This window comes from Streptomyces sp. NPDC031474 (assembly GCF_055581185.1).
In genome coordinates, this window is record NZ_JBVIJX010000013.1 from 116,842 (window position 1) to 138,302 (window position 21,461).

A 21,461-nucleotide genomic window follows, 5' to 3' on the forward strand; every position below is an offset into this window, starting at 1 on the left:
GCCTAGACCGGCCCCGCCACCACCGACACCGTCTTCGACAGGGACACGCCCGAGCCGTCACGGCGCGGGTCCATCTCCGGCAGGTCGGCGGGCAGGCCGTTCTTCTGCGCCGCCTTGGCCGGGACGGGGCCCGCCCAGGCCAGCGACAGACAGTCCTCGCCCTTCAGGAACCGCTGGCAGCGCACACCGCCGGTGGCGCGGCCCTTGCGCGGATACTGGTCGAAGGGGGTGAGCTTGGCGGTCGTCTGCACGGAGTCGTCCAGCGTGCCGCGCGAGCCCGCGATGGTGAAGACCACCGCGTCCGCCGCGGGGTCAACGGCCGTGAACGAGATCACCTTCGCCCCCTCGGTGAGCTTGATGCCCGCCATACCGCCCGCCGCCCGGCCCTGCGGGCGCACCTGCGAGGCCTGGTAGCGCAGCAGTTGGGCGTCGTCGGTGATGAAGACGAGGTCCTCCTCGCCGGTGGTCAGCTCGACGGCGCCGACGATCCGGTCGCCGTCCTTCAGGGTGATGACCTCGAGCTCGTCCTTGTTGGTCGGGTAGTCGGGCACGACCCGCTTGACCACGCCCTGTTCCGTGCCGATCGCCAGGCCCGGGGACGACTCGTCGAGCGTGCTCAGGCAGACCACCGTCTCGTCGCCCTCCAGGGAGACGAACTCCGCCAGCGGGGCGCCGCCCGACAGGTTCGGCGCCGTCGCCGTGTCCGGCAGCTGCGGCAGGTCGACGACGTTGATCCGCAGCAGCCGGCCCGAGGAGGTGACCGCGCCGATCTCCCCGCGCGCGGTGGCCGGCACCGCAGAGACGATCACGTCGTGCTTGGTGCGCGGGGCGTCCCCGTCCTCGTTCTCCCCGAAGGGCTCGCCGTTCGCCGTGCGGGCCAGCAGGCCCGTGGACGACAGCAGGACGCGGCACGGGTCGTCCGCCACCTGGAGCGGTACGGCGGTGGCCGTGGTGCCCGACGACTCCAGCAGGACCGTACGGCGCTCGGTGCCGAACTTCTTCGCCACCGCGGCCAGTTCGGCCGAGACCAGCTTGCGCAGCTCCGCGTCCGAGTCCAGGATCCGGGTCAGCTCGGCGATCTCCGCGTTGAGCCTCTCCTTCTCCGCCTCCAGCTCGATGCGGTCGAACTTGGTGAGCCGGCGCAGCGGGGTGTCCAGGATGTACTGGGTCTGGATCTCCGAGAGCGAGAAACGCTCCATCAGGCGCTGCTTCGCCTCCGCGCTGTTCTCGCTGGAGCGGATCAGCCGGATGACCTCGTCGATGTCGACGAGGGCGGTGAGCAGGCCCTCCACCAGGTGCAGCCGGTCACGGCGCTTGCCGCGGCGGAACTCGCTGCGCCGCCGCACGACGTTGAACCGGTGGTCGAGGTAGACCTCCAGGAGCTCCTTGAGGCCCAGCGTGAGCGGCTGGCCGTCGACCAGCGCCACGTTGTTGATGCCGAAGGACTCCTCCATCGGGGTCAGCTTGTAGAGCTGCTCCAGCACCGCCTCCGGCACGAAACCGTTCTTGATCTCGATGACCAGACGCAAACCGTGCGCGCGGTCGGTGAGGTCCTTGACGTCGGCGATGCCCTGGATCTTCTTCGAGCCGACCAGGTCCTTGATCTTGGCGATGACCTTCTCGGGGCCGACGGTGAAGGGCAGTTCGGTGATGACCAGGCCCTTGCGGCGCGCCGTCACCGTCTCCACCGAGACCGTGGCGCGGATCTTGAAGGTGCCGCGGCCGCTCTCGTAGGCGTCCCGGATGCCGGCAAGGCCGACGATCCGGCCGCCGGTGGGCAGGTCGGGGCCCGGGACGTACTTCATCAGGGCGTCCAGGTCGGCGCCCGGGTAGCGGATCAGGTGGCGGGCGGCCGCGATGACCTCGCCCAGGTTGTGCGGCGGCATGTTCGTGGCCATGCCGACGGCGATCCCGGAGGCGCCGTTGACCAGCAGGTTCGGGAACGCGGCGGGAAGCGCCACCGGCTCCTGTTCCTGGCCGTCGTAGTTCGGCGCGAAATCGACCGTGTCCTCGTCGATCGACTCGGTCATCAGGCTCGTCGCCTCGGCCTGGCGGCACTCGGTGTACCGCATGGCGGCCGGCGGGTCGTCGTTGCCCAGCGAGCCGAAGTTGCCGTGGCCGTCGACCAGCGGCACGCGCATGGAGAACGGCTGGGCCATGCGCACCAGGGCGTCGTAGATCGACGCGTCGCCGTGCGGGTGCAGCTTGCCCATGACCTCGCCGACGACCCGGGCGCACTTGACGTAACCGCGCTCGGGGCGCAGGCCCATCTCGTTCATCTGGTAGACGATGCGGCGGTGCACCGGCTTCAGGCCGTCGCGGGCGTCCGGCAGGGCGCGGGAGTAGATGACCGAGTACGCGTACTCGAGGAAGGAGCCCTGCATCTCGTCGACGACGTCGATGTCGAGGATCCGCTCCTCGTACGAGTCGTCGGGCGGCGGGGTCTTCGTGCTGCGGCGGGCCATCGCTGCCGGCTCCTTGCTGGGGCGTGTGACGGGATCTGACGCGGACCATTGTGGACCGTGCCACTGACAGCGCGGGCGAGGACCCGGCGTCGGCCGTGGGACCCCGCACGCAGAGGCACCTCCTCCACGGCTGTCCGCAGGCTACGCGATCTCGCTCTCGGCGTATGTCCCGCGGGAACTTCGCCGACCGTCCACACGCTTGCATACAGTGGCAGGACCGGCAGGAAAACCGCGGTTTCGACGACCGCGTCCGCGATCGGAAGGGACGTACATGCCCATGGGTCACACGGCCACAGCCCAGGCAGGCTCCGGGGGCCTGACAGCGACCGAGCACCGCCTGGCCAACGGCCTGCGCGTGGTGCTCTCGGAGGACCACCTGACCCCCGTCGCGGCGGTGTGCCTCTGGTACGACGTCGGTTCACGACACGAAGTCAAGGGTCGCACCGGCCTTGCTCACCTTTTCGAGCACCTGATGTTCCAGGGCTCCGGACAGGTCAAGGGCAACGGCCACTTCGAGCTGGTCCAGGGAGCGGGCGGTTCGCTCAACGGCACCACCAGCTTCGAGCGCACCAACTACTTCGAGACCATGCCCGCCCACCAGCTGGAGCTCGCCCTCTGGCTGGAGGCCGACCGCATGGGCTCGCTGCTCGCGGCGCTCGACGACGAGTCGATGGAGAACCAGCGCGACGTCGTCAAGAACGAGCGTCGCCAGCGCTACGACAACGTCCCCTACGGCACGGCCTTCGAGAAGCTGACGGCCCTCGCCTACCCGGACGGCCACCCCTACCACCACACGCCGATCGGCTCGATGGCCGACCTGGACGCGGCGACCCTGGAGGACGCGCGCGCGTTCTTCCGGACGTACTACGCGCCCAACAACGCGGTCCTGTCCGTGGTCGGCGACATCGACCCCGAGGAGACCCTCGCCTGGGTCGAGAAGTACTTCGGCTCCATCCCCGGCCACGACGGCAAGCCCGAGCCTCGCGACGGCTCGCTGCCCGACGTCATCGGCGAGCAGTTGCGCGAGATCGTCGAGGAGGAGGTGCCGGCCCGCGCCCTGATGGCCGCCTACCGCCTGCCCGAGGACGGCACGCGCGCGTGCGACGCCGTCGACCTGGCGCTCACCATCCTGGGCGGCGGCGAGTCCTCCCGCCTGTACAACCGGCTCGTGCGGCGCGACCGTACGGCCGTGGCGGCCGGCTTCGGCCTGCTGCGGCTCGCCGGCGCGCCCTCCCTGGGCTGGCTGGACGTGAAGACGTCCGGTGACGTCGAGGTGCCCGTCATCGAGACCGCCATCGACGAGGAGCTCGCCCGGTTCGCCGAGGAGGGCCCCACGGCCGAGGAGATGGAGCGCGCCCAGGCCCAGTTGGAGCGCGAGTGGCTCGACCGGCTCGGCACGGTGGCCGGCCGCGCCGACGAACTGTGCCGCTACGCCGTCCTGTTCGGCGACCCGCAGCTCGCCCTGACCGCCGTCCAGCGGGTGCTGGACGTGACGCCCGAGGAGGTGCAGGAGGTCGCCAAGGCCCGACTGCGCCCCGACAACCGCGCGGTGCTCGTCTACGAGCCGACCGCCGCCGAAGCCCCCGCCGACCAGGACGAGAACGAGGAGGCGGCCCGGTGACCGAGCTCGCCACGATGGACTTCCACCCCCAGCCCGCGGCGGGCGAGGCCAAGCCGTGGGCGTTCCCGGCGCCCGACCGCGCAGCGCTGGCCAACGGCCTGACCGTGCTGCACTGCCACCGCCCCGGCCAGCAGGTCGTCGCCGTCGAGATCCTCCTCGACGCGCCCCTGGACGCCGAACCGGCCGGCCTCGACGGCGTCGCCACGATCATGGCGCGCGCCTTCTCCGAGGGCACCGACAAGCACTCCGCCGAGGAGTTCGCCGCCGAACTGGAGCGCTGCGGCGCCACCCTGGACGCGCACGCCGACCACCCCGGCGTCCGCCTCAGCCTCGAAGTGCCGGCCTCGCGGCTGCCCAAGGGCCTCGGTCTGCTCGCCGACGCCCTCAGGGCGCCCGCGTTCGCCGACAGCGAGGTCGAGCGCCTCGTCCGCAACCGCCTGGACGAGATCCCGCACGAGCTCGCCAACCCCTCGCGGCGTGCCGCCAAGGAGCTCTCCAAGGAGCTGTTCCCGGCCACCGCGCGCATGTCGCGCCCGCGCCAGGGCACCGCGGAGACCGTCGAGAAGATCGACTCCGCCGCCGTGCGCGCGTTCTACGACAGGCATGTGCGCCCCGCCACGGCCACCGCCGTGGTCGTCGGCGACCTCACCGGCACCGACCTGGACGCCCTCCTCGGCGACACCCTGGGCGCGTGGACGGGCTCCTCGGCCCAGCCGCGGCCCGTGCCGCCGGTCACCGCCGACGACACCGGCAGGGTCGTCATCGTGGACCGTCCCGGCGCCGTGCAGACGCAGCTGCTGATCGGTCGGATCGGCGCCGACCGGCACGACCGCGTGTGGCCCGCGCAGGTGCTCGGCACGTACTGCCTCGGCGGCACCCTCACCTCCCGCCTGGACCGCGTCCTGCGCGAGGAGAAGGGTTACACCTACGGTGTCCGCGCCTTCGGGCAGGTCCTGCGGTCCGCGCCGGACGGCTCGGGCGCCGCGATGCTCGCCATCAGCGGCTCCGTGGACACCCCGAACACCGGTCCCGCCCTGGAGGACCTCTGGAAGGTGCTGCGCACCCTCGCCGAGGGCGGCCTGACCGACGCCGAGCGTGATGTCGCCGTGCAGAACCTGGTCGGGGTGGCGCCGCTGAAGTTCGAGACCGCCGCGGCCGTCGCGGGCACGCTGGCCGACCAGGTCGAGCAGCACCTGCCCGACGACTACCAGGCGACGCTGTACCAGCAGCTCGCCGCGACCGGCACCGTGGAGGCCACCGCGGCGGCCGTGAACGCCTTCCCGGTGGACCGGCTGGTGACCGTCCTCGTCGGCGACGCGGCCCGGATCAAGGAGCCGGTGGAGGCCCTCGGCATCGGCGAGGTGAAGGTCGTGTCCGCCGAGTAGACGGACCGGCGGGCGCGGTGGCCGCGCCAACGGCACGCGCGCGCAGGGGCCCTGGCCGACGGAAACGTCACCAGGGCCTCTGCGTGTCCGAATTGAGGCGGAGGTTGCCTGTCTGCCCTGTGGCATGCGCTACAAAAACCGGGATTCGTTTGAGGATTGAAACCCGTCCCGCTTAGCTTCGTCCGGGCTGTTCGTCAGGCAGTGCGCCGCAGCCGCGGCAGCGGACAGTCATCGCCGAGTCCCCGTACGGCGCGAGCCAGGGGAGCCGGGGACCCATGTGAAGTCCCTGGGGTGAATCGGACGCCCGCGCGAGCCGCGAGGGGGTCCGTAGGAGACCTTCCTGCTCCGAACCCGTCAGCTAACCCGGTAGGCGAGAGGGAAGGAAAGGACACCCCCCACTTCATGGCGTTCACCTGCGCCACCGGGAAGCACCGTCGGCCCAGCCGGATGCAGCGCACCACCGCGCGCGCCGCGGGCGTCGCGGCGCTCACCACCACCGGTGTCATGGCCACCGTGGCCTCCGCCCCGGCCTTCGCCGCCGAGCCCACCCCCGAGCAGACCGGGCTGATCCCCGTCGTCACCGCCGGCGAGGCCGTCGCCGACCAGATCGACGACCAGGTCGCCGTGCAGAAGAAGGCCGCCTACGAGCAGGCCGCGCGCGAGGCGGCCGCCAAGAAGGCCGTCGAGGAGCGCGAGGCACGCGTGCGTGCCGCCCGTGAGGCCGAGCGCAAGCGGCTCAACGCCTTCGTGCCGCCGATCACGGGTTCCTACGTCTCCACCGGCTACCACGCCAGCAGTTCGCTGTGGTCCTCCGGCAGTCACACCGGCATCGACTTCCACGCCGCGACCGGCACCACGGTGCACGCGGTCGGCCTGGGCACCGTCGTCGAGGCCGGCTGGGGCGGGTCGTACGGCAACCAGGTGGTCATCAAGATGAACGACGGCACGTACACCCAGTACGGGCACCTGTCGTCCATCGGCGTCTCGGTGGGCCAGCAGGTCACTCCCGGCCAGCAGATCGGCCTGTCCGGCGCGACCGGCAACGTCACCGGTCCGCATCTGCACTTCGAGGCCCGCACCACGGCGGAGTACGGCTCGGACATCGACCCGGTCGCCTACCTCCGCCAGCACGGTGTGAACGTCTGACGGCGCACGGCGACAGATCGTCCAGCCCCGGCCCCCTCGGCCGGGGCTTTTGCCGTTTTCGATGCACTGCTGTCCAAAAAATATCCATGGATTCCGGCCCGCCATCGGAAATTCCCGCTCATTGCAATAGAGTCACGGAACACACGTCAATCGTCGACGTTTCACGGGGATTAAGGCGGAGGTCCGTCATGCGTATTCCGGCGCACTCGGTGTGCACGGCCGTCCGGGACGACATCGTCTCGGGTGTCTACGAGCGCGGCAGCCGCCTCACCGAGGAACTCCTCGCCCGCCGCTACGGCGTTTCCCGCGTCCCCGTCCGGGAGGCGCTGCGCACGCTGGAGGCCGAGGGCTTCGTCGTGACGCGGCGGCACGCGGGCGCGTGCGTCGCGGAGCCGACCGAGCAGGAGGCCGCGGACGTGCTGGAGATGCGCATGCTCCTGGAGCCGCTCGGCGCCGCCCGGGCCGCCCAGCGGCGCACGGAGGCCCACCTGAAGGTGCTGCGCGGCCTCGTCCGGCTGGGCCAGGAGCGGGCCAGGAGGGGCAGCAGCGAGGATCTGCGCTCCCTGGGCGGCTGGTTCCACGAGACGCTCGCCCAGTCCTCCGGAAGCCATGCCCTGACGTCGATGCTCACCCAGCTCCGTCACAAGATCGCCTGGATGTACACGGTGGAGGCGCCGGCCAACCCGGTGGAGTCCTGGGCGGAGCACGGCGCGATCGTGGACGCGGTGGCGCGCGGCGACCAGGAGCGCGCGCGGGCGATCACGGCGCTGCACACCGAGCGCACGACGGCCGCGCACCGACTGCGCTTTTCCGGCGGACCGGAGCGCATCGACCGCGTGAGGACTTCGCAACCTCCCGTAAACATGACGAGCGTGCGGCATTAACACGGGAGCCGTATACAAAGAGGAGATAATTCGCGGGGGATTATTTCTGCTGCCCGGGAACGGGAAATGCGAAGGGCTCGCCCGATAATTCGGGCGAGCCCTGCAACCCTCAATTACCAGGGGTTGATCAGACGGTCTCGGGGAGTTCCTCGAGACCCTCGGCGACCAGCTTCGCGAGACGGTCGAGAGCGACGTCCGCCCCCTCGGCCTCGGAGGCGAGGACGATCTCCTCGCCGCCCTGGGCGCCCAGGCCGAGCACGGCCAGCATGGAGGCCGCGTTGACGGGGTTGCCGTCGGCCTTGGCGATCGTCACCGGGATGCCTGCGGCCGTGGCGGCCCGGACGAAGATGGAAGCGGGGCGGGCGTGAAGGCCCTCGGCCCAGCCGACGTTGACGCGGCGCTCAGCCATGTGATGCTGCCCTTCAGGTTCAGGTTGTCTAGACCAGTGTTCCACACGTGAAGCGTGTGAGGGACGGGTCCTGGACGACCCGTCCCGCGCGGTCGCCGGATCGCGGCCTCGATCCGGCATCCGTCCTCCACAGACTGCCTCGCGCCGTTGTCGGACGCGAGCCGTACTCTGGGCCCCATGCAGAGCGCGTCGGACCGGCACGAGTACCCCGCCCACTGGGAGGCCGACGTGGTGCTGCGCGACGGCGGCACCGCACGCATCCGCCCCATCACCGTCGATGACGCCGAGCGCCTGGTCAGCTTCTACGAGCAGGTTTCGGACGAGTCGAAGTACTACCGCTTCTTCGCGCCCTACCCGCGCCTGTCCGCGAAGGACGTCCACCGCTTCACGCACCACGACTTTGTGGACCGGGTGGGACTCGCGGCCACCGTCGGCGGCGAGTTCATCGCAACCGTACGCTATGACCGCATTGGTGCCGACGGCATGGCCGCCTCCGCGCCCGCCGACGAGGCCGAGGTCGCCTTCCTCGTGCAGGACGCCCACCAGGGCCGCGGCGTCGCCTCCGCGCTCCTCGAACACATCGCGGCCGTCGCGCGCGAGCGCGACATCCGCCGCTTCGCCGCCGAGGTGCTCCCCGCCAACACCAAGATGATCAAGGTGTTCACGGACGCCGGCTACACCCAGAAGCGCAGCTTCGAGGACGGCGTCGTCCGCCTGGAGTTCGACCTCGAACCCACCGAGCGCTCCCTCGCCGTGCAGCGCGCGCGGGAGCAACGCGCGGAGGCGCACTCCGTACGGCGGCTGCTGGCGCCCGGCTCGGTCGCCGTCGTCGGCGCCGGCCGCACGCCCGGCGGCGTCGGCCGAAGCGTCCTCGGCAACCTCCGGGAGGCCGGCTTCACCGGCCGCCTGTACGCCGTGAACAAGGCCTTCCCCGAGGACCTGAAGGAGCTCGACGGCGTGCCCGCCCGCCGCTCGGTGCGCGACATAGCGGGGCCCGTCGACCTCGCGGTCCTCGCCGTCCCGGCCGAGCACGTGCCCGAGGCCGTCGCCGAGTGCGGCGAGCACGGCGTGCAGGGACTCGTGGTCCTCTCCGCCGGGTACGCCGAGAGCGGCCCCGACGGCCGCGAGCGCCAGCGCGAACTCGTCCGCCACGCGCGCGCGTACGGCATGCGGATCATCGGCCCCAACGCCTTCGGGGTCATCAACACCTCCCCGCAGGTGCGGCTCAACGCATCCCTCGCCCCTCAGATGCCGAGGCCCGGCAGGATCGGGCTCTTCGCCCAGTCCGGCGCCATCGGCATCGCCCTGCTGTCCCGCCTCCACCGGCGCGGCGCAGGCGTCACCGGCGTCACCGGCGTGTCCACCTTCGTCTCCTCCGGCAACCGCGCGGACGTCTCCGGCAACGACGTCCTGCAGTACTGGTACGACGACCCCGACACCGACGTCGCCCTGATGTACCTGGAGTCCATCGGCAACCCGCGCAAGTTCACCCGCCTCGCTCGGCGCACGGCGGCCGCCAAGCCGCTGGTCGTCGTCCAGGGCGCCGGTTCCGCCCCGCAGGGGCACGCCGTGCGGGCGACGCGGCTGCCCCACGCGACGGTGTCGGCGCTCCTGCGGCAGGCCGGCGTGATCCGCGTGGACACCATCACCGAGCTGGTCGACGCGGGCCTGCTGCTCGCCCGCCAACCGCTGCCGACGGGACCGCGGGTGGCGATCCTCGGCAACTCCGAGTCTCTGGGCCTGCTGACGTACGACGCCTGCCTCTCCGAAGGCCTGCGCCCGCTGCCCCCGCTGGACCTGACGACGGAGGCGTCCGCGGAGGACTTCCACGCGGCCCTCGCGCGGGCGCTGGCCGACGAGACCTGCGACGCGGTGGTCGTGACGGCGATCCCGGCGATCGGGGAGGCGTCGCCCGGGGACGCGGCACTCGCGCAGGCCCTGCGCTCGGCCGCGGCCGCCGCTCCCGCCAAGCCGGTGCTCGTCGTCCACGTGGAACTCGGCGGGCTCGCCGCGGCCCTGTCCGCCGCGGCGAGCACCGCGCCGCGCGCCGAAGCGACCCCCCACGCGCGCGGCGCGGCGGAAGCCACCGGAACCCGATGGCCGGCCCCCGTGGAAGCGCCCGAGGGAGCACACCTCATCCCCGCCTTCCCCGCCGCCGAACGCGCCGTCCGCGCCCTCGCCGAGGCCGTGAAGTACGCCCAGTGGCGGCGCGAGGCGGCCGACCCCGGCAAGGTCCCCGAGTACGAGGACATCGACGAGAAGGGGGCCGCCGCACAGATCGGCGGGCTCCTCGCGCGCGGACAGGGCCTCACCCTCGGCGCCGACGAGACCTGCGAGCTGCTCGGCCGTTACGGCATCCGCACCCGCCGGGCGATCCCCGCACCCACCCCGGACGAGGCCGCACGGGCCGCGGGCGCCCTCGGCTACCCCGTCGCCCTCAAGGCCACCGCCCCGCATCTGCGCCACCGCGCCGACCTGGGCGGCGTCCGCCTCGATCTGGCCGACGAGGAGCAACTGCGCCGGGCGTACGCCGAGTTGACCGAACTCTTCGGCAAGCCGGAGGAGCTCCGCCCGGTCGTGCAGTCGATGGCCCCGCGCGGCGTCGACACCGTCGTCCGCGCGGTCATCGACCCGGCGGCCGGCGCCGTGCTGTCCTTCGGACTCGCCGGGGCCGCCTCGCAACTGCTCGGCGACATGGCGCACCGACTCGTGCCGGTCACCGACCGCGACGCGACCTCGCTGATCCGCTCCATCCGCACCGCCCCCCTCCTCTTCGGCTGGCGCGGCTCGACCCCCGTCGACACCCCCGCCCTGGAGGAGCTGCTGCTGCGCGTGTCCCGGCTGGTCGACGACCACCCCGAGGTCGTCGCGGTCACCCTGGAGCCGGTCGTCGTCGCCCCGCACGGCCTGAGCGTCCTCGGCGCCTCCGTACGCCTCGCGCCTCCGCCCGCGCGCGACGACCTCGGACCGAGGACCCTGCCGACGTACTGAGCCTGCCGACGTACCGAGCAGAGCGTGCCGCAGGCGGACGTCGCCGACCGACGGAAGCAGTCGCGAGCGGTGCCTCGCAGTCAGTGGGTCCCCGTAGGATGGAGGGCATGGCCAAGACCAGTACGACGACCCAGGGGCTGCGCGCGGCGATCGAGCGCAGCGGCTACTACCCGGCCCTCGTGGCCGAGGCGGTGGAGGCCGCTGTGGGCGGCGAGCCGATCCGGTCGTTCCTGGTCCACCAGGAGACCACGTTCGACCAGAACGAGGTGCGCCGGCACGTGACCGTGCTGGTGCTCACCGGTAACCGCTTCATCGTCAGCCACACCGACGAGCAGGCCGCCGACACCACCTCCCCGACGCCGTACGCCACGACGTCGACGGAGTCCGTGAAGCTCGGCCGGATCTCCTCGGTCGTGCTCAGCCGAGTGGTCGCCAACCCGGAGTCGTACGCGCCGGGCACGCTGCCGCGCGAGGTCGTGCTGACCATCGGCTGGGGCGCCGTCTCCCGCATCGACCTGGAACCGGCTGCCTGCGGCGACCCCAACTGCGACGCCGACCACGGCTACACCGGCAATTCCACGGCGGACGACCTGAGCCTGCGCGTCAGCGAGGCCGGGGACGGCCCGGAGACGGTGCGCCAGGCGCTCGCCTTCGCGCAGTCGCTCTCCGAGGCCACCGCGGACGTCACCCGCTGATGGCTCAGTTCGCCCCCTGGGACTACCCCGAACCGCTGGCCGTCGGCTCCGCCCCCGTCCCCGAGTACGGCTCCGGCTCCCTCGCCGACCTGCTGCCCACCCTGGCGGCGGGCATGGGCGTGCCCGGCACGAGCGCGGCGATCCCGGAACTGACCCCGGCCGACCGCAACTGCGTCTTCCTGATCGACGGCCTCGGCTGGGAGCAGATCAAGGACCACGCCGACGAGGCGCCCTATCTGCACGCTCTCCTCGCCGGCTCGCGCGGCGGCACCGGACGCCCGCTCACCGCCGGCTACCCGGCGACCACCGCGACCTCCCTCGCCTCCGTCGGCACCGGCCTGCCGCCGGGCGCCCACGGCCTGCCCGGCTACACCGTGCGCAACCCGGCCACCGGCGAGCTGATGAACCAGCTCCGCTGGCAGCCGTGGACCGCGCCGGCCGCCTGGCAGCCCTACCCCACGGTCTTCCAGCTCGCCCACGAGGCGGGCGTGCACGCCGCCCAGGTGTCGTCCCCGGCGTTCCAGAACACCCCGCTGACCAAGGTCGCGCTCAGCGGCGGAACGTTTCACGGGCGTCTCACCGGCGAGGAGCGGATGGACCTCGCCGCCGAGCAACTCGCCGCCGGTGACCGCTCCCTCGTCTACACGTACTACGCCGAACTGGACGGCGCAGGGCACCGCTACGGCGTCGCCTCCGACACCTGGCGCGGCCAGCTCATGTACGTCGACCGGCTCGTCCAGCGCCTGGCCGAGCAACTCCCGCCGCGCAGCGCGCTCTACGTCACCGCCGACCACGGCATGGTCGACGTGCCCTTCGACGAGGAGCACCGCATCGACTTCGACGCGGACTGGGAGCTGCGCGCCGGGGTCGCCCTGCTGGGCGGCGAGGGCCGCGCCCGTCACGTCTACGCCGTACCGGGCGCCGAGGACGACGTCCTGACCTGCTGGCGCGAGGTGCTCGGCGAGCAGTTCTGGGTGGCCTCCCGGGAGGAGGCGATCGCCGCGGGCTGGTTCGGGCCGCGGATCGACGAGCGGGTGTACGCGCGCCTCGGCGATGTGGTCGCGGCCGCCCGGGATGACGTGCTGATCATCGCCTCCGAGCGGGAGCCCAAGGAGTCGGCGATGGTCGGCAACCACGGCTCGATGACCCCTGCCGAGCAGTTGGTCCCCCTGCTCGAAGTACGCTCCTGACGCCCCGGAACCGTTTCTCCCGCCCGGCTTCACCTTCACCTTCGCCGTCACCGTCACCGTCACCGAAAGGCGCTCGACTCCCCATGCCCGAGCTGGTGTTCTTCTCCGGAACCATGGACTGCGGGAAGTCGACGCTGGCCCTGCAGTTCGCGCACAACCGGTCGGCGAGGGGACTGCAGGGCTTGATCTTCACCCGGGACGACCGCGCGGGGGAGGGGAAGCTCTCTTCACGGCTGGGGCTGGTGACCGACGCGGTCGAGGCGGTGCCGGGGATGGACCTGTATGCCTATGTGGTCGACCGGGTGTCTCAGGGCGGCAAGGTCGACTACTTGATCGTGGACGAGGCGCAGTTCCTGGCGCCGGAGCAGATCGATCAGTTGGCACGGGTCGTGGACGACCTGAACCTTGATGTCTTCGCCTTCGGTATCACCACCGACTTCCGCACCAAGCTCTTCCCGGGCTCGCGGCGGCTGATCGAGCTGGCGGACCGCCTGGAGACCCTCCAGGTGGAGGCGATGTGCTGGTGCGGGGCGCGGGCCACGCACAATGCCCGCACCGTGGACGGTGAGATGGTGGTGGAAGGCGAACAGGTCGTCGTCGGTGACGTGAACGGCCTGACCGCGGAGGTCGGCTACGAGGTGTTGTGCCGGCGGCACCATCTGCGCCGTATGACGAGCGCTTCGGCCCATGCCGGCGCGCTCTCACCGGACGTCCTGCCGATGACCTCCGACTGAGCGCGCACTCGGCTCACGCAGGAGACCTGAAACCCGCAACTGTCGCCGCCTGCACGGGGGTTCAGTGAGGTGTCACTGCTCCTCGTGGTCGTATCCGCTGAGGAGTTCGACGCCGCGGAGCAGGGCGCAGTGGTCGAGGTCCGCCTCTCCGCGGGCCACGGCCGATGCCACGAACTGGGCGGCGACGCTGCCCAGGGGGATGGCGGCGCCGATCGCGCGGGCGGTGTCGGTGGCGATGCCCAGGTCCTTGTGGTGCAGGCCCATCCGGAAGCTGGGTGTGTAGTCGCGCTTGAGGAAGTTGGCCTTCTTGCGGGCGAGGGCGGTGGAGCCCGCCATGCCGCCGCCGATGACGTCGAGGGCGGCTTCGAGGTCCACCCCCGACTTCTCGAGGAAGACCACCGCTTCCGCGCACGCCTGGAGGTTGATCGCGAGGACCAGCTGGCTGGCGGCCTTCACCGTCTGGCCGCGGCCGTTCGGACCGCAGTGCGTGACGGTCCTGCCGAGGGCCTCGAAGACGGGTTTCGCCGCCGCGAAGTCCTCCGCGTCCCCGCCGACCATGATCGACAGGATGCCGTCGACCGCACCGGTCTCCCCGCCCGCCACGGGCGCGTCCAGAACCCGGATCCGGTGCTCGGCGGCTTTGCCCGCCAGTGTGATCGCGTGCTGCGGGGCGATGGTGGACATGTCGATCAGCAGCGTCCCCGGGCGGGCGTTGGCCAGGATTCCGTCGGGGCCGAGAGCGACCTCCTCGACCTGCGGAGCGTCCGGCAGCATGGTGATCACCACGTCGGCCTCGCGGACCGCCTCGCGGATCGACGCCATGGGCCGCCCGCCCGCCGCCCGCAGCGGCCCGTCCCTGCCGTCGCTGCGGTTCCATCCGTACACGGTGTGGCCGGCTCGGCACAGGTTGACAGCCATCGGGCTGCCCATGGTGCCAAGACCGAGGAAAGCGATCGTCTTCAACGTGAACTCCTTGGTGACAGCGGGTGAGGGGGTGGCGGAGCGGGTTTCAGGGCAGGAGCAGCCGCTCCAGGTCGGCGGGCGGCCTGCGGCCCACGAGGGAACGGAGCGCCGTCCAGGAGCCGGTGTCGCCGGCGAGGATCCCGCCCAGCAGATCACCGCTGTCCTGGCGGAGCAGGATCTTGGCGTAGCGGTCGGTGTCCTCGGCGAAGACCGCTTCGAGCGTCTGCCCGTGGTCGTAACGCGTGGCGCCGAAGGTGGCGATCCGCACGCCGAGCAGCTTGAGCGCGGTCGATGTGTCGGTGCCGTCGAACGGCTCCGGGGTCCGCCCCGTCAGCTGGCGCGCGACGCTGTCGGCCATGCGGTACCCGGGAGCGACCAGGCCGTGGCAGCGTCCTCGCACGCAGGCGCACTCGCCGACGGCCCACACCCGCCCGTCGGCGGTGCGGCAGAGATCGTCGACGACGAAGCCACCCCGCTCGCCCCGCTCGAGTCCGGCGGCGTCGGCCAGTTCGTCACGCGGCCGGACGCCCGCGGCGAACACCACCACGTCGGCTTCCAGCACGGTCCCGTCCGAGAGCGTCACCGCCCGCACCGCCCCGTCCGTCCCGGCCTCGATCGACGCCGTGGCCGTGGCGCAGTGCACCCGCAGGCCGAGCTCGGCGACCCGCCGGTGCAGCACGCGCGCGGCGCCCGCGTCGAGCTGTGCCGGCATCAGATGCGGGGCCGTCTCGACGACATGGGGGCGCATTCCCAGCAGGCGCAGGGCGTTCGCCGCCTCCAGACCGAGCAGCCCGCCTCCCACGACGACGCCCGGCCGCCCGGGGGAGGCGGCGGCGCGCAGGGCGTCGAGGTCGTCGAAGGTGCGGTAGGTGAAACAACCCGGCAGGTCGTGGCCGGGAACCGGCGGGACGAACGGGCGTGAACCGGTGGCCAGGACCAGCGCGTCGTAGAAGATCCGCTCGCCGTGGGCCGTCTCGACGCTGCGGGCGGTCCGGTCCACCGAGACGACGGGGCAGCCCAGAAAAAGGTCCGTCCGAGGGTCGCTCAGGAAGTCCGCTCCCACCAGAGTGAGATCGGACTTGCTCTTGCCCTCCAGGTACGAGGACAGGCCGACGCGGTCGTAAGCGGGATGATGCTCTTCGCCTACGACGACGACGCGCCAGGTCCGCTCGGTGTCCAGGGCCCTGAGCTGCTCGACGAGCCGGTGGCCGACCATGCCGTGTCCGACGACGAGGAGTGTCCGCGTCATGATGCCTTCTCCCTTTCCTGCCGTGACGCGCGCGCCCAGACGCGGCACAGTTCCTCCACCGGCCCCGTGCAGCCGCCGCAGCCCGTGGTGGCCCGGGTCGTCTTCGCGAGCTCCGTGACGGTGCGGGAGCCCGCCCGCCACGCCTTCAGCAGCGTCTGCTCCGAGACGTTGCCGCACAGGCAGACCGGAGCGTTCCCGCCGCCCGCGGCACTGCCCGACGCCGGGCCGGGAGGCAGGTCCAGCAGCAGCCCCAGCCGGTCGGAGGGAAGCCGCTGTCCGCGTCTGTGGAGGAACCCGATGGTCGCGATGGCCTGCGGCAGGCCGAACAGCACGGCGGCCACGACACGTTCGTCCCGCAGGGCGAGACGGACGTACCGCCGGTTGGCCCGGTCGGTGAGGCCGATCCGCCGGGTGCCGGGCCGGTGCAGATCGGCGGGCGAGCCGATGGCGGCCACGTCCGCGACATCGGTGCGCAGCCGCAGCGCGGACGGGCGCGGCCGATAGGTCACAGCGTGTCCGGCGAGGATCTCGGCGAGGGCCTCGGCCTGCTCCCAGGCGACCTGGGGACCGTCGGCGAGCCGGCCGTCGTAGGCGGTGCTGTCACCGATGGCGTGCACATGGGGGTCGCTGGTGCGCAGCCTGTCGTCGACCACGGTGCCGACGCGGACGTCCAGACCGCAGGCGCGGGCGAGCCGGGTGTCGGGGGCGGTCCCGGCGCACAGGACGACCGTGTCGGCGCGCAGCGTCGTTCCGTCGTCCAGCCGCAGTCGGCCCGGCAGACGGCCGACGGCCGTTCTCCCGCCGAGCACGGTGACCCCGGCCCGCTCCAGTCGCTCGGAGAGCATGCCGCTGCACGTCTCGCCCAGCCGCGTGTACAGGGGATGCGGGGTGGCGCAGACCAGGGTGGCGCCGACGCCGCGAGCGGCGAGCGAGGCCGCGGTCTCCACCGCGAGGGGGCCCTCACCGAGGACGACCGCGCTCTCTGCGGTGACCGGCGGTGTGCCCGAGGCCGGACCCGGGGCGACGACCCCCTCCGTCAGACGTCCCTCGCAGTCCAGCAGACCGGGAATGCCGGGGATCAGGGGGCGGGCTTCGACAGCGAGGACGAGGGCGTCGTAGGAATAGGTGGCGGGCGCGCCGTTCACCTGCGCGAGGACCCTGCGTCGTGCCCGGTCGACGGCCGTCACCACCGTGGCCGGTCCGGCCCCCAGCACGGTGACGGCGCCCTCGAAACCGTGGTGCCGCATGCGGTCCACGAGCCGCTGGGCTGCCGGACCGTCGCCGACGACAAGTACGTTGCTCAACGTGTCACTCCTGGTAGGGGGCTATCCGCACGGCGCACACCTTGAACTCGGGCATGCCGCTGCGCGGGTCCAGAGCCGGGTGGGTGAACAGGTTGGCCCGGCCCGCGGCCGGGAAGTGGAAGGGCACGAACACGGTGTCCAGGCGCATCGTCGCGTCCAGCCGGACCCGGGCCGTCATGCTGCCGCGCGCGGAGACGACCACCGCGAGGCCGTGCTCGGCCAGCCCGCAGCGGGCCGCGGTGTCGGGGTGGACTTCGAGGAACGGCTCGGGAACCGCCTCGCGCAGCTCCGCGACGCGACGGGTCTGGGAACCCGACTGATAGTGCGCCAGAACCCGGCCGGTCGTGGCGTAGAGGGGGTAGGCGGAACTGATCTCCTCGGCCGGCCCCTGATGGTCCACGTCCGCGAACCGGGCCCTGCCGTCGGGGTGCGCGAACCGGTCCAGGAAGAGCCTCGGCGTCCCCGGGTGAGCGCCCTCGGTGTCGGGGCAGGGCCAGTGCAGGCTCTCCCCGGCGTCCAGCCGCTCGTAGGAGATGCCGGAGTAGTCGGCCCTGCCGCCACGGGATGCGGCACGCAACTCCTCGAACACCTCTCGGGGCTCGGTCGGGTAACGGCCCGCCGGTTCGCCCAGCCGTACGGCGAGATCGTGCAGGACCCGAAGGTCACTGCGCACCTGCGGCGGGGGCGGCAGCAGCGAACGGCGGCGCAGTACCCGGCCTTCGAGGTTGGTCAGGGTCCCCTCCTCCTCGGCCCACTGCGTGACCGGCAGCACCACGTCGGCCATACGGGCCGTCTCCGAGGGGACGAAGTCGGCCACGACAAGGAGATCCAGTGCCGCGAGCCGTTCGGTCACGTGCGAGGCGTGCGGGGCCGAGACCGCCGGGTTGGAGCCGAAGACCAGCAGCGCCCGTGGCCCGTGCTCGCCGCCCAGCGCGTCCAGCAGTTCGTAGGCGCTGCGCCCGGGGCCCGGCAGCTCGTCCGGCGCCACCCCCCACACCCCGGCGACATGGGCGCGCGCGGCCGGATCGGTGAGGGCGCGGTAGCCGGGCAACTGGTCGGCCTTCTGACCGTGTTCCCGGCCGCCCTGGCCGTTGCCCTGCCCGGTCAGACACCCGTAACCGCTGCCCGGCCGCCCCGGCAGGCCGAGGGCGAGCGCCAGGTTGACGAACCCCGCGACGGTGTCGGCGCCGTTGCTGTGCTGCTCGACGCCCCGACCGGTCAGGACGTAGGCGCCGGCGGCCTCGGCGAGCATCCGGACCGCCCGGCGCTGCGCGCTCGCCGGCACACCGGTGACCTCCTCGACCCGTTCCGGCCACCATGCCATGGCCCGTCGTGCCGCCCAGTCGAAGCCCTGGGTGCGCTCGCGGACGTAGTCCTGGTCGACCAGCCCCTCCGCCACCGCGACGTGCAGGAGACCGAGGGCCAGCGCGAGGTCGGTGCCGGGCGTCGGCTGAAGGTGCAGTGCCGCGCGCCGGGCCGTGGCGGTGCGCCGGGGATCCATGACGATCAGCCGCGCCCGGTCGAGATGCTGCATCAGGGGCGGCATGGTCTCGGCGACGTTCGCCCCCGCCAGCAGTACGGTCTGCGCGCCCCTGAGGTCGGTGACGGGGAAGGGCAGGCCCCGGTCCAGCCCGAACGCCGCGTTGCCGGCGGCCGCCGCGGACGACATGCAGAAGCGGCCGTTGTAGTCGATCTGGCTGGTGCGCAGGGCGAGGCGGGCGAACTTGCCCAGCAGGTACGCCTTCTCGTTGGTCAGGCCACCGCCGCCGAACACCGCCACGGCGTCCGGGCCGTGCTGGGCGCGAATGCCGCGCAGACCCCGCGCCACGGTGTCCAGCGCCCTCTCCCAGGAGACCTCCCGGAGACGGCCGTCCGCGCCGCGCACGAGGGGCCGGGTCAGCCGGTCGGCGGTGTGCAGGACCTCGGTGGCCGTCCAGCCCTTCTGGCACAGCCGGCCCTGGTTGACGGGGAAGTCCCGCGGCCGCACCTTGACCCCGACGTCGGGGTCACCGTGCAGTTGGGTGGCGCACTGCAGCGCGCAGTACGGGCAGTGGGTGTTCGCCTCGGGTATCGGCGCGGGCAGGTCAGACACGGCTGGCTTCCTTCACTGCGCCCGTCGCCCGCCTGCGTGCGCCCGGGACGCGGCGGAGGTAGACGGACCTGAGCACGGCCAGGCACAGCGCGTAGTAGGCGAGGAAGGCGACGAAGGCGGGGATGCCGGAGCCGGATCCGTCGGTGTAGGACAGTTTGAACGCGAGGTTGATGGCGGCCCCGCCGAGCGCGCCGACGGCGCCGGCGATGGCGATGACCGCGCCGGACAGGCGCCGCGCCCGGGCGAAGGCGTCACGAGCGTCGCGGCCGGAGGTGACCTCGTCCTCGGCCTTCTTCGCGAACAGCGCCGGGATCATCTTGTACGTCGAGCCGTTGCCGAGGCCGCTGAGGACGAACAGGGCGGTGAAGCCGGCGACGAACAGTGCGAAGGAGTTCGCCTGGGCTGCCACGATGAGCAAGGCGGTGGCGGCGCCCATGCCGAGGAAGTTCCAGAAGGTCACCCGCGCACCACCCACGCGGTCGGCCAGCAGGCCGCCCAGCGGACGGGCGAAGGATCCCAGCAGCGGCCCGAGGAAGGTGTAGCCGACGGCCTCCCGTGGCGAGGCGCCGAACTCGTTCTGCAGGACCAGGCCGAAGGCGAAGCCGTAGCCGATGAACGAGCCGAACGTGCCGATGTAGAGCAGCGAGATCAACCAGGTGTCGCGGTCTCGCGCGGCCTCGCGCCGGGTGCCGGGCTCGGCGCGCACGGCGTCGACGTTGTCCATCTTCCACGCTGCCAGCAGCGCGACCAGCACGATCACCGGCAGGTACACGGCCGCGACATAGGAGGGGTGGGTGTCGCCCGCGACGGAGATCACCAGCAGTCCGATGAGCTGGACCGCCGCCACGCCGAGGTTTCCGCCGCCCGCGTTGAGGCCGAGGGCCCAGCCCTGGTGGCGCCGCGGGTAGAAGGCGGTGATGTTGGTCATCGAGGAGGCGAAGTTGCCGCCTCCCACTCCCGCCAGGGCGCCGACCAGCAGGAACACCCACAGCGGGGTGCCGGGCCGTTGCACGAAGTACAGGGCCGAGAACGCCGGCACCAGCAGGATGCTCGTCGCGAACACCGTCCAGTTCCGGCCGCCGAACCGGGTCACGGCACGGCTGTAGGGCAGCCTCAGCAGGGCTCCGACCACGGTCGGCGTGGCCACCAGGAGGAACTTCTCGCCGGAGCCGAAACCGAGACCGATCTCGGGGGACATGAACAGGACGAGGACGGACCACAGGGTCCACACCGAGAATCCGACGTGCTCGGACAGGACGGACAGGACGAGGTTGCGGCGGGCGATCAGACGGCCTCCCGCATGCCAGGCGTCCTCGTCCTCGGGATCCCAGCCGATGAGCCAACTGCCCGGTCGGGCAGATGTGTGAGCCATGTTCACTCCGAGTGCGTGACGGGCTTCGTGGGCACGGACAGGCCCCGGCGAGGGTTGCTCGCCGGGGCCCGGCGTTTCGGCTTGCATGGTGGTGCGGTGGTGATGCGGTCGTGCGGTGTGACGGGGCAAAGGCCTCAGAAGCTGAGGTCCAGCGCCTTCACCTGGTCCCGCTCACGGTCCGGGTGGCTGTCGGGGAAGACGAAACAACGGGTGTTCTTGAGCTTGTTGTTCTCGACCTTGGCCGTGGAGAAGATCACCACCGGGACCCGCTCGCCCTTGTTGAGGAAGTCCGCGCGGAAGTCGATGATCGGTGCGTCCTCGCCCCAGCGGCCCAGGAAGTCGTCCACGACGTCCTGGTCGGCGTAGATGTGCCGGATGTGGTGACCGACGTAGGTGTCCGGCTGCTCGCTCGCCCCGACGATCGCGATGTCCTTCCAGTTCGCGTGGGCGACCGTGCCGTCCTCCTCGATGAGGTGGATGGCGACGGGGCAGTTGTCGTAGTAGGCCTGGATGAACGCGACGGCGTCCGCACCGGCCGGCGTGTAGGACTCGCTGGACCGGTCGACCTGGTCGATCCACGCCTGGGCGGTGGAGGAGCCCTCGCCCGGGGCGGGAGAGGGGCTCGGGTGGGTGGTGACCGGGCGCAGGGCCCAGAAGCCGTAGGTCGCGCCGTCGACCGTCCCGAAGCCGACGTTGGCGTACCCGGAGGGGAACTCGGGGTTGGTGAAGGCAGCCTCCAGGTTCTCCACCGGCGTCCCGGCCTTCACCAAGGCGTCGTGGCCGTCGATGCCCAGGACGTCGGCGAGCCTGCTGCCCGCCGCGGCCCCGTCCCGCAGAAGCTCCGTGGCGGCCTTGTTGGCCAGCACCACCGCGCCGTCGGCGTCGGTGACCAGCATGCCGGGAGAGGCCCAGTTGAACAGGTCGAGAAGCTGCTCGGAAGAAGGGTGCTTCGACATGGTGT

16 protein-coding genes and 1 riboswitch are annotated in these 21,461 nt (G+C 72.0%); of the genes, 8 read left to right on the forward strand and 8 right to left on the reverse strand.

The genetic code is table 11. From position 1 onward, the window contains the following. Nucleotides 1-2: 2 nt before the first annotated feature. On the reverse strand, nt 3-2,465 hold the full coding sequence (locus tag ACZ5SK_RS27555; protein ID WP_334576621.1) for a DNA gyrase/topoisomerase IV subunit A: 2,463 nt from the start codon (nt 2,463-2,465) through the stop codon (nt 3-5). 271 nt (nt 2,466-2,736) lie between these two features. On the opposite strand from ACZ5SK_RS27555, the gene ACZ5SK_RS27560 reads away from it, so the two are divergent. The 4 genes from ACZ5SK_RS27560 to ACZ5SK_RS27575 all read left to right on the forward strand — a co-directional run bounded on the left by ACZ5SK_RS27560 (nt 2,737) and on the right by ACZ5SK_RS27575 (nt 7,501). Next, nucleotides 2,737-4,086 carry a M16 family metallopeptidase gene (locus tag ACZ5SK_RS27560; RefSeq protein WP_334576619.1) on the forward strand — a complete coding sequence of 450 codons (1,350 nt, stop codon included), beginning with the start codon at nt 2,737-2,739 and terminating at the stop codon, nt 4,084-4,086. After that, nucleotides 4,083-5,471 (forward strand): M16 family metallopeptidase, encoded by a 1,389-nt coding sequence (locus tag ACZ5SK_RS27565; protein WP_334576617.1) that lies wholly within the window; start codon nt 4,083-4,085, stop codon nt 5,469-5,471. The genes ACZ5SK_RS27560 and ACZ5SK_RS27565 overlap by 4 nt, the downstream gene beginning before the upstream one ends. 222 nt (nt 5,472-5,693) lie before the next feature. Then, nucleotides 5,694-5,859: riboswitch (cyclic di-AMP (ydaO/yuaA leader) on the forward strand. Between the two features lie 14 nt (nt 5,860-5,873). Further along, the gene (locus ACZ5SK_RS27570; RefSeq protein WP_334576615.1) at nt 5,874-6,617 is read left to right on the forward strand and encodes a M23 family metallopeptidase; all 744 of its coding nucleotides are present in this window, start codon (nt 5,874-5,876) and stop codon (nt 6,615-6,617) included. 188 nt (nt 6,618-6,805) lie between these two features. Then, complete coding sequence (locus ACZ5SK_RS27575; protein WP_319672436.1) at nt 6,806-7,501, forward strand: GntR family transcriptional regulator; 696 nt, start codon at nt 6,806-6,808, stop codon at nt 7,499-7,501. 127 nt (nt 7,502-7,628) lie between these two features. On the opposite strand, the gene ACZ5SK_RS27580 is transcribed toward ACZ5SK_RS27575, so the two are convergent. Beyond that, entirely contained in the window at nt 7,629-7,910 is a 282-nt protein-coding gene (locus ACZ5SK_RS27580; RefSeq protein ID WP_079659035.1) for an HPr family phosphocarrier protein, read from the reverse strand. 177 nt (nt 7,911-8,087) lie between these two features. Between ACZ5SK_RS27580 and ACZ5SK_RS27585 the strand changes: the two genes are divergently transcribed. The 4 genes from ACZ5SK_RS27585 to ACZ5SK_RS27600 all read left to right on the forward strand — a co-directional run bounded on the left by ACZ5SK_RS27585 (nt 8,088) and on the right by ACZ5SK_RS27600 (nt 13,520). Next, nucleotides 8,088-10,901 carry a bifunctional acetate--CoA ligase family protein/GNAT family N-acetyltransferase gene (locus ACZ5SK_RS27585; protein WP_334576611.1) on the forward strand — a complete coding sequence of 938 codons (2,814 nt, stop codon included), beginning with the start codon at nt 8,088-8,090 and terminating at the stop codon, nt 10,899-10,901. Between the two features lie 98 nt (nt 10,902-10,999). Further along, nucleotides 11,000-11,596: a DUF5998 family protein gene (locus tag ACZ5SK_RS27590; RefSeq protein ID WP_079659033.1), complete on the forward strand. Its 597-nt coding sequence runs from the start codon at nt 11,000-11,002 to the stop codon at nt 11,594-11,596. Continuing rightward, a complete protein-coding gene (locus ACZ5SK_RS27595; protein WP_319672434.1) occupies nt 11,596-12,786 on the forward strand; it encodes an alkaline phosphatase family protein in 1,191 nt (396 codons plus the stop codon). The genes ACZ5SK_RS27590 and ACZ5SK_RS27595 overlap by 1 nt, the downstream gene beginning before the upstream one ends. 83 nt (nt 12,787-12,869) lie before the next feature. Then, nucleotides 12,870-13,520 carry a thymidine kinase gene (locus tag ACZ5SK_RS27600; protein ID WP_334576606.1) on the forward strand — a complete coding sequence of 217 codons (651 nt, stop codon included), beginning with the start codon at nt 12,870-12,872 and terminating at the stop codon, nt 13,518-13,520. A 72-nt stretch (nt 13,521-13,592) separates the two neighbouring features. Here ACZ5SK_RS27600 and ACZ5SK_RS27605 read toward each other — a convergent pair whose 3' ends face one another. From ACZ5SK_RS27605 to ACZ5SK_RS27630, 6 genes are all read right to left on the reverse strand, one after another. Further along, nucleotides 13,593-14,639 (reverse strand): 2-hydroxy-3-oxopropionate reductase, encoded by a 1,047-nt coding sequence (locus ACZ5SK_RS27605; protein ID WP_457494425.1) that lies wholly within the window; start codon nt 14,637-14,639, stop codon nt 13,593-13,595. After that, nucleotides 14,530-15,732: an NAD(P)/FAD-dependent oxidoreductase gene (locus ACZ5SK_RS27610; RefSeq protein WP_468576666.1), complete on the reverse strand. Its 1,203-nt coding sequence runs from the start codon at nt 15,730-15,732 to the stop codon at nt 14,530-14,532. Before ACZ5SK_RS27610 ends, ACZ5SK_RS27605 begins: the two co-directional genes overlap by 110 nt. Further along, on the reverse strand, nt 15,729-17,036 hold the full coding sequence (locus ACZ5SK_RS27615) for an FAD-dependent oxidoreductase (RefSeq protein WP_468576667.1): 1,308 nt from the start codon (nt 17,034-17,036) through the stop codon (nt 15,729-15,731). Before ACZ5SK_RS27615 ends, ACZ5SK_RS27610 begins: the two co-directional genes overlap by 4 nt. Nucleotides 17,037-17,040: 4 nt before the next feature. Then, nucleotides 17,041-19,128 carry a molybdopterin oxidoreductase family protein gene (locus ACZ5SK_RS27620; RefSeq protein ID WP_334576602.1) on the reverse strand — a complete coding sequence of 696 codons (2,088 nt, stop codon included), beginning with the start codon at nt 19,126-19,128 and terminating at the stop codon, nt 17,041-17,043. Continuing rightward, nucleotides 19,121-20,500, reverse strand: a complete 1,380-nt coding sequence (locus tag ACZ5SK_RS27625) for an MFS transporter (RefSeq protein WP_334576600.1) — start codon at nt 20,498-20,500, stop codon at nt 19,121-19,123. The genes ACZ5SK_RS27620 and ACZ5SK_RS27625 overlap by 8 nt, the downstream gene beginning before the upstream one ends. A 134-nt stretch (nt 20,501-20,634) precedes the next feature. Further along, nucleotides 20,635-21,456 carry a PAS domain-containing protein gene (locus ACZ5SK_RS27630; protein WP_334576599.1) on the reverse strand — a complete coding sequence of 274 codons (822 nt, stop codon included), beginning with the start codon at nt 21,454-21,456 and terminating at the stop codon, nt 20,635-20,637. Nucleotides 21,457-21,461: the final 5 nt, after the last annotated feature.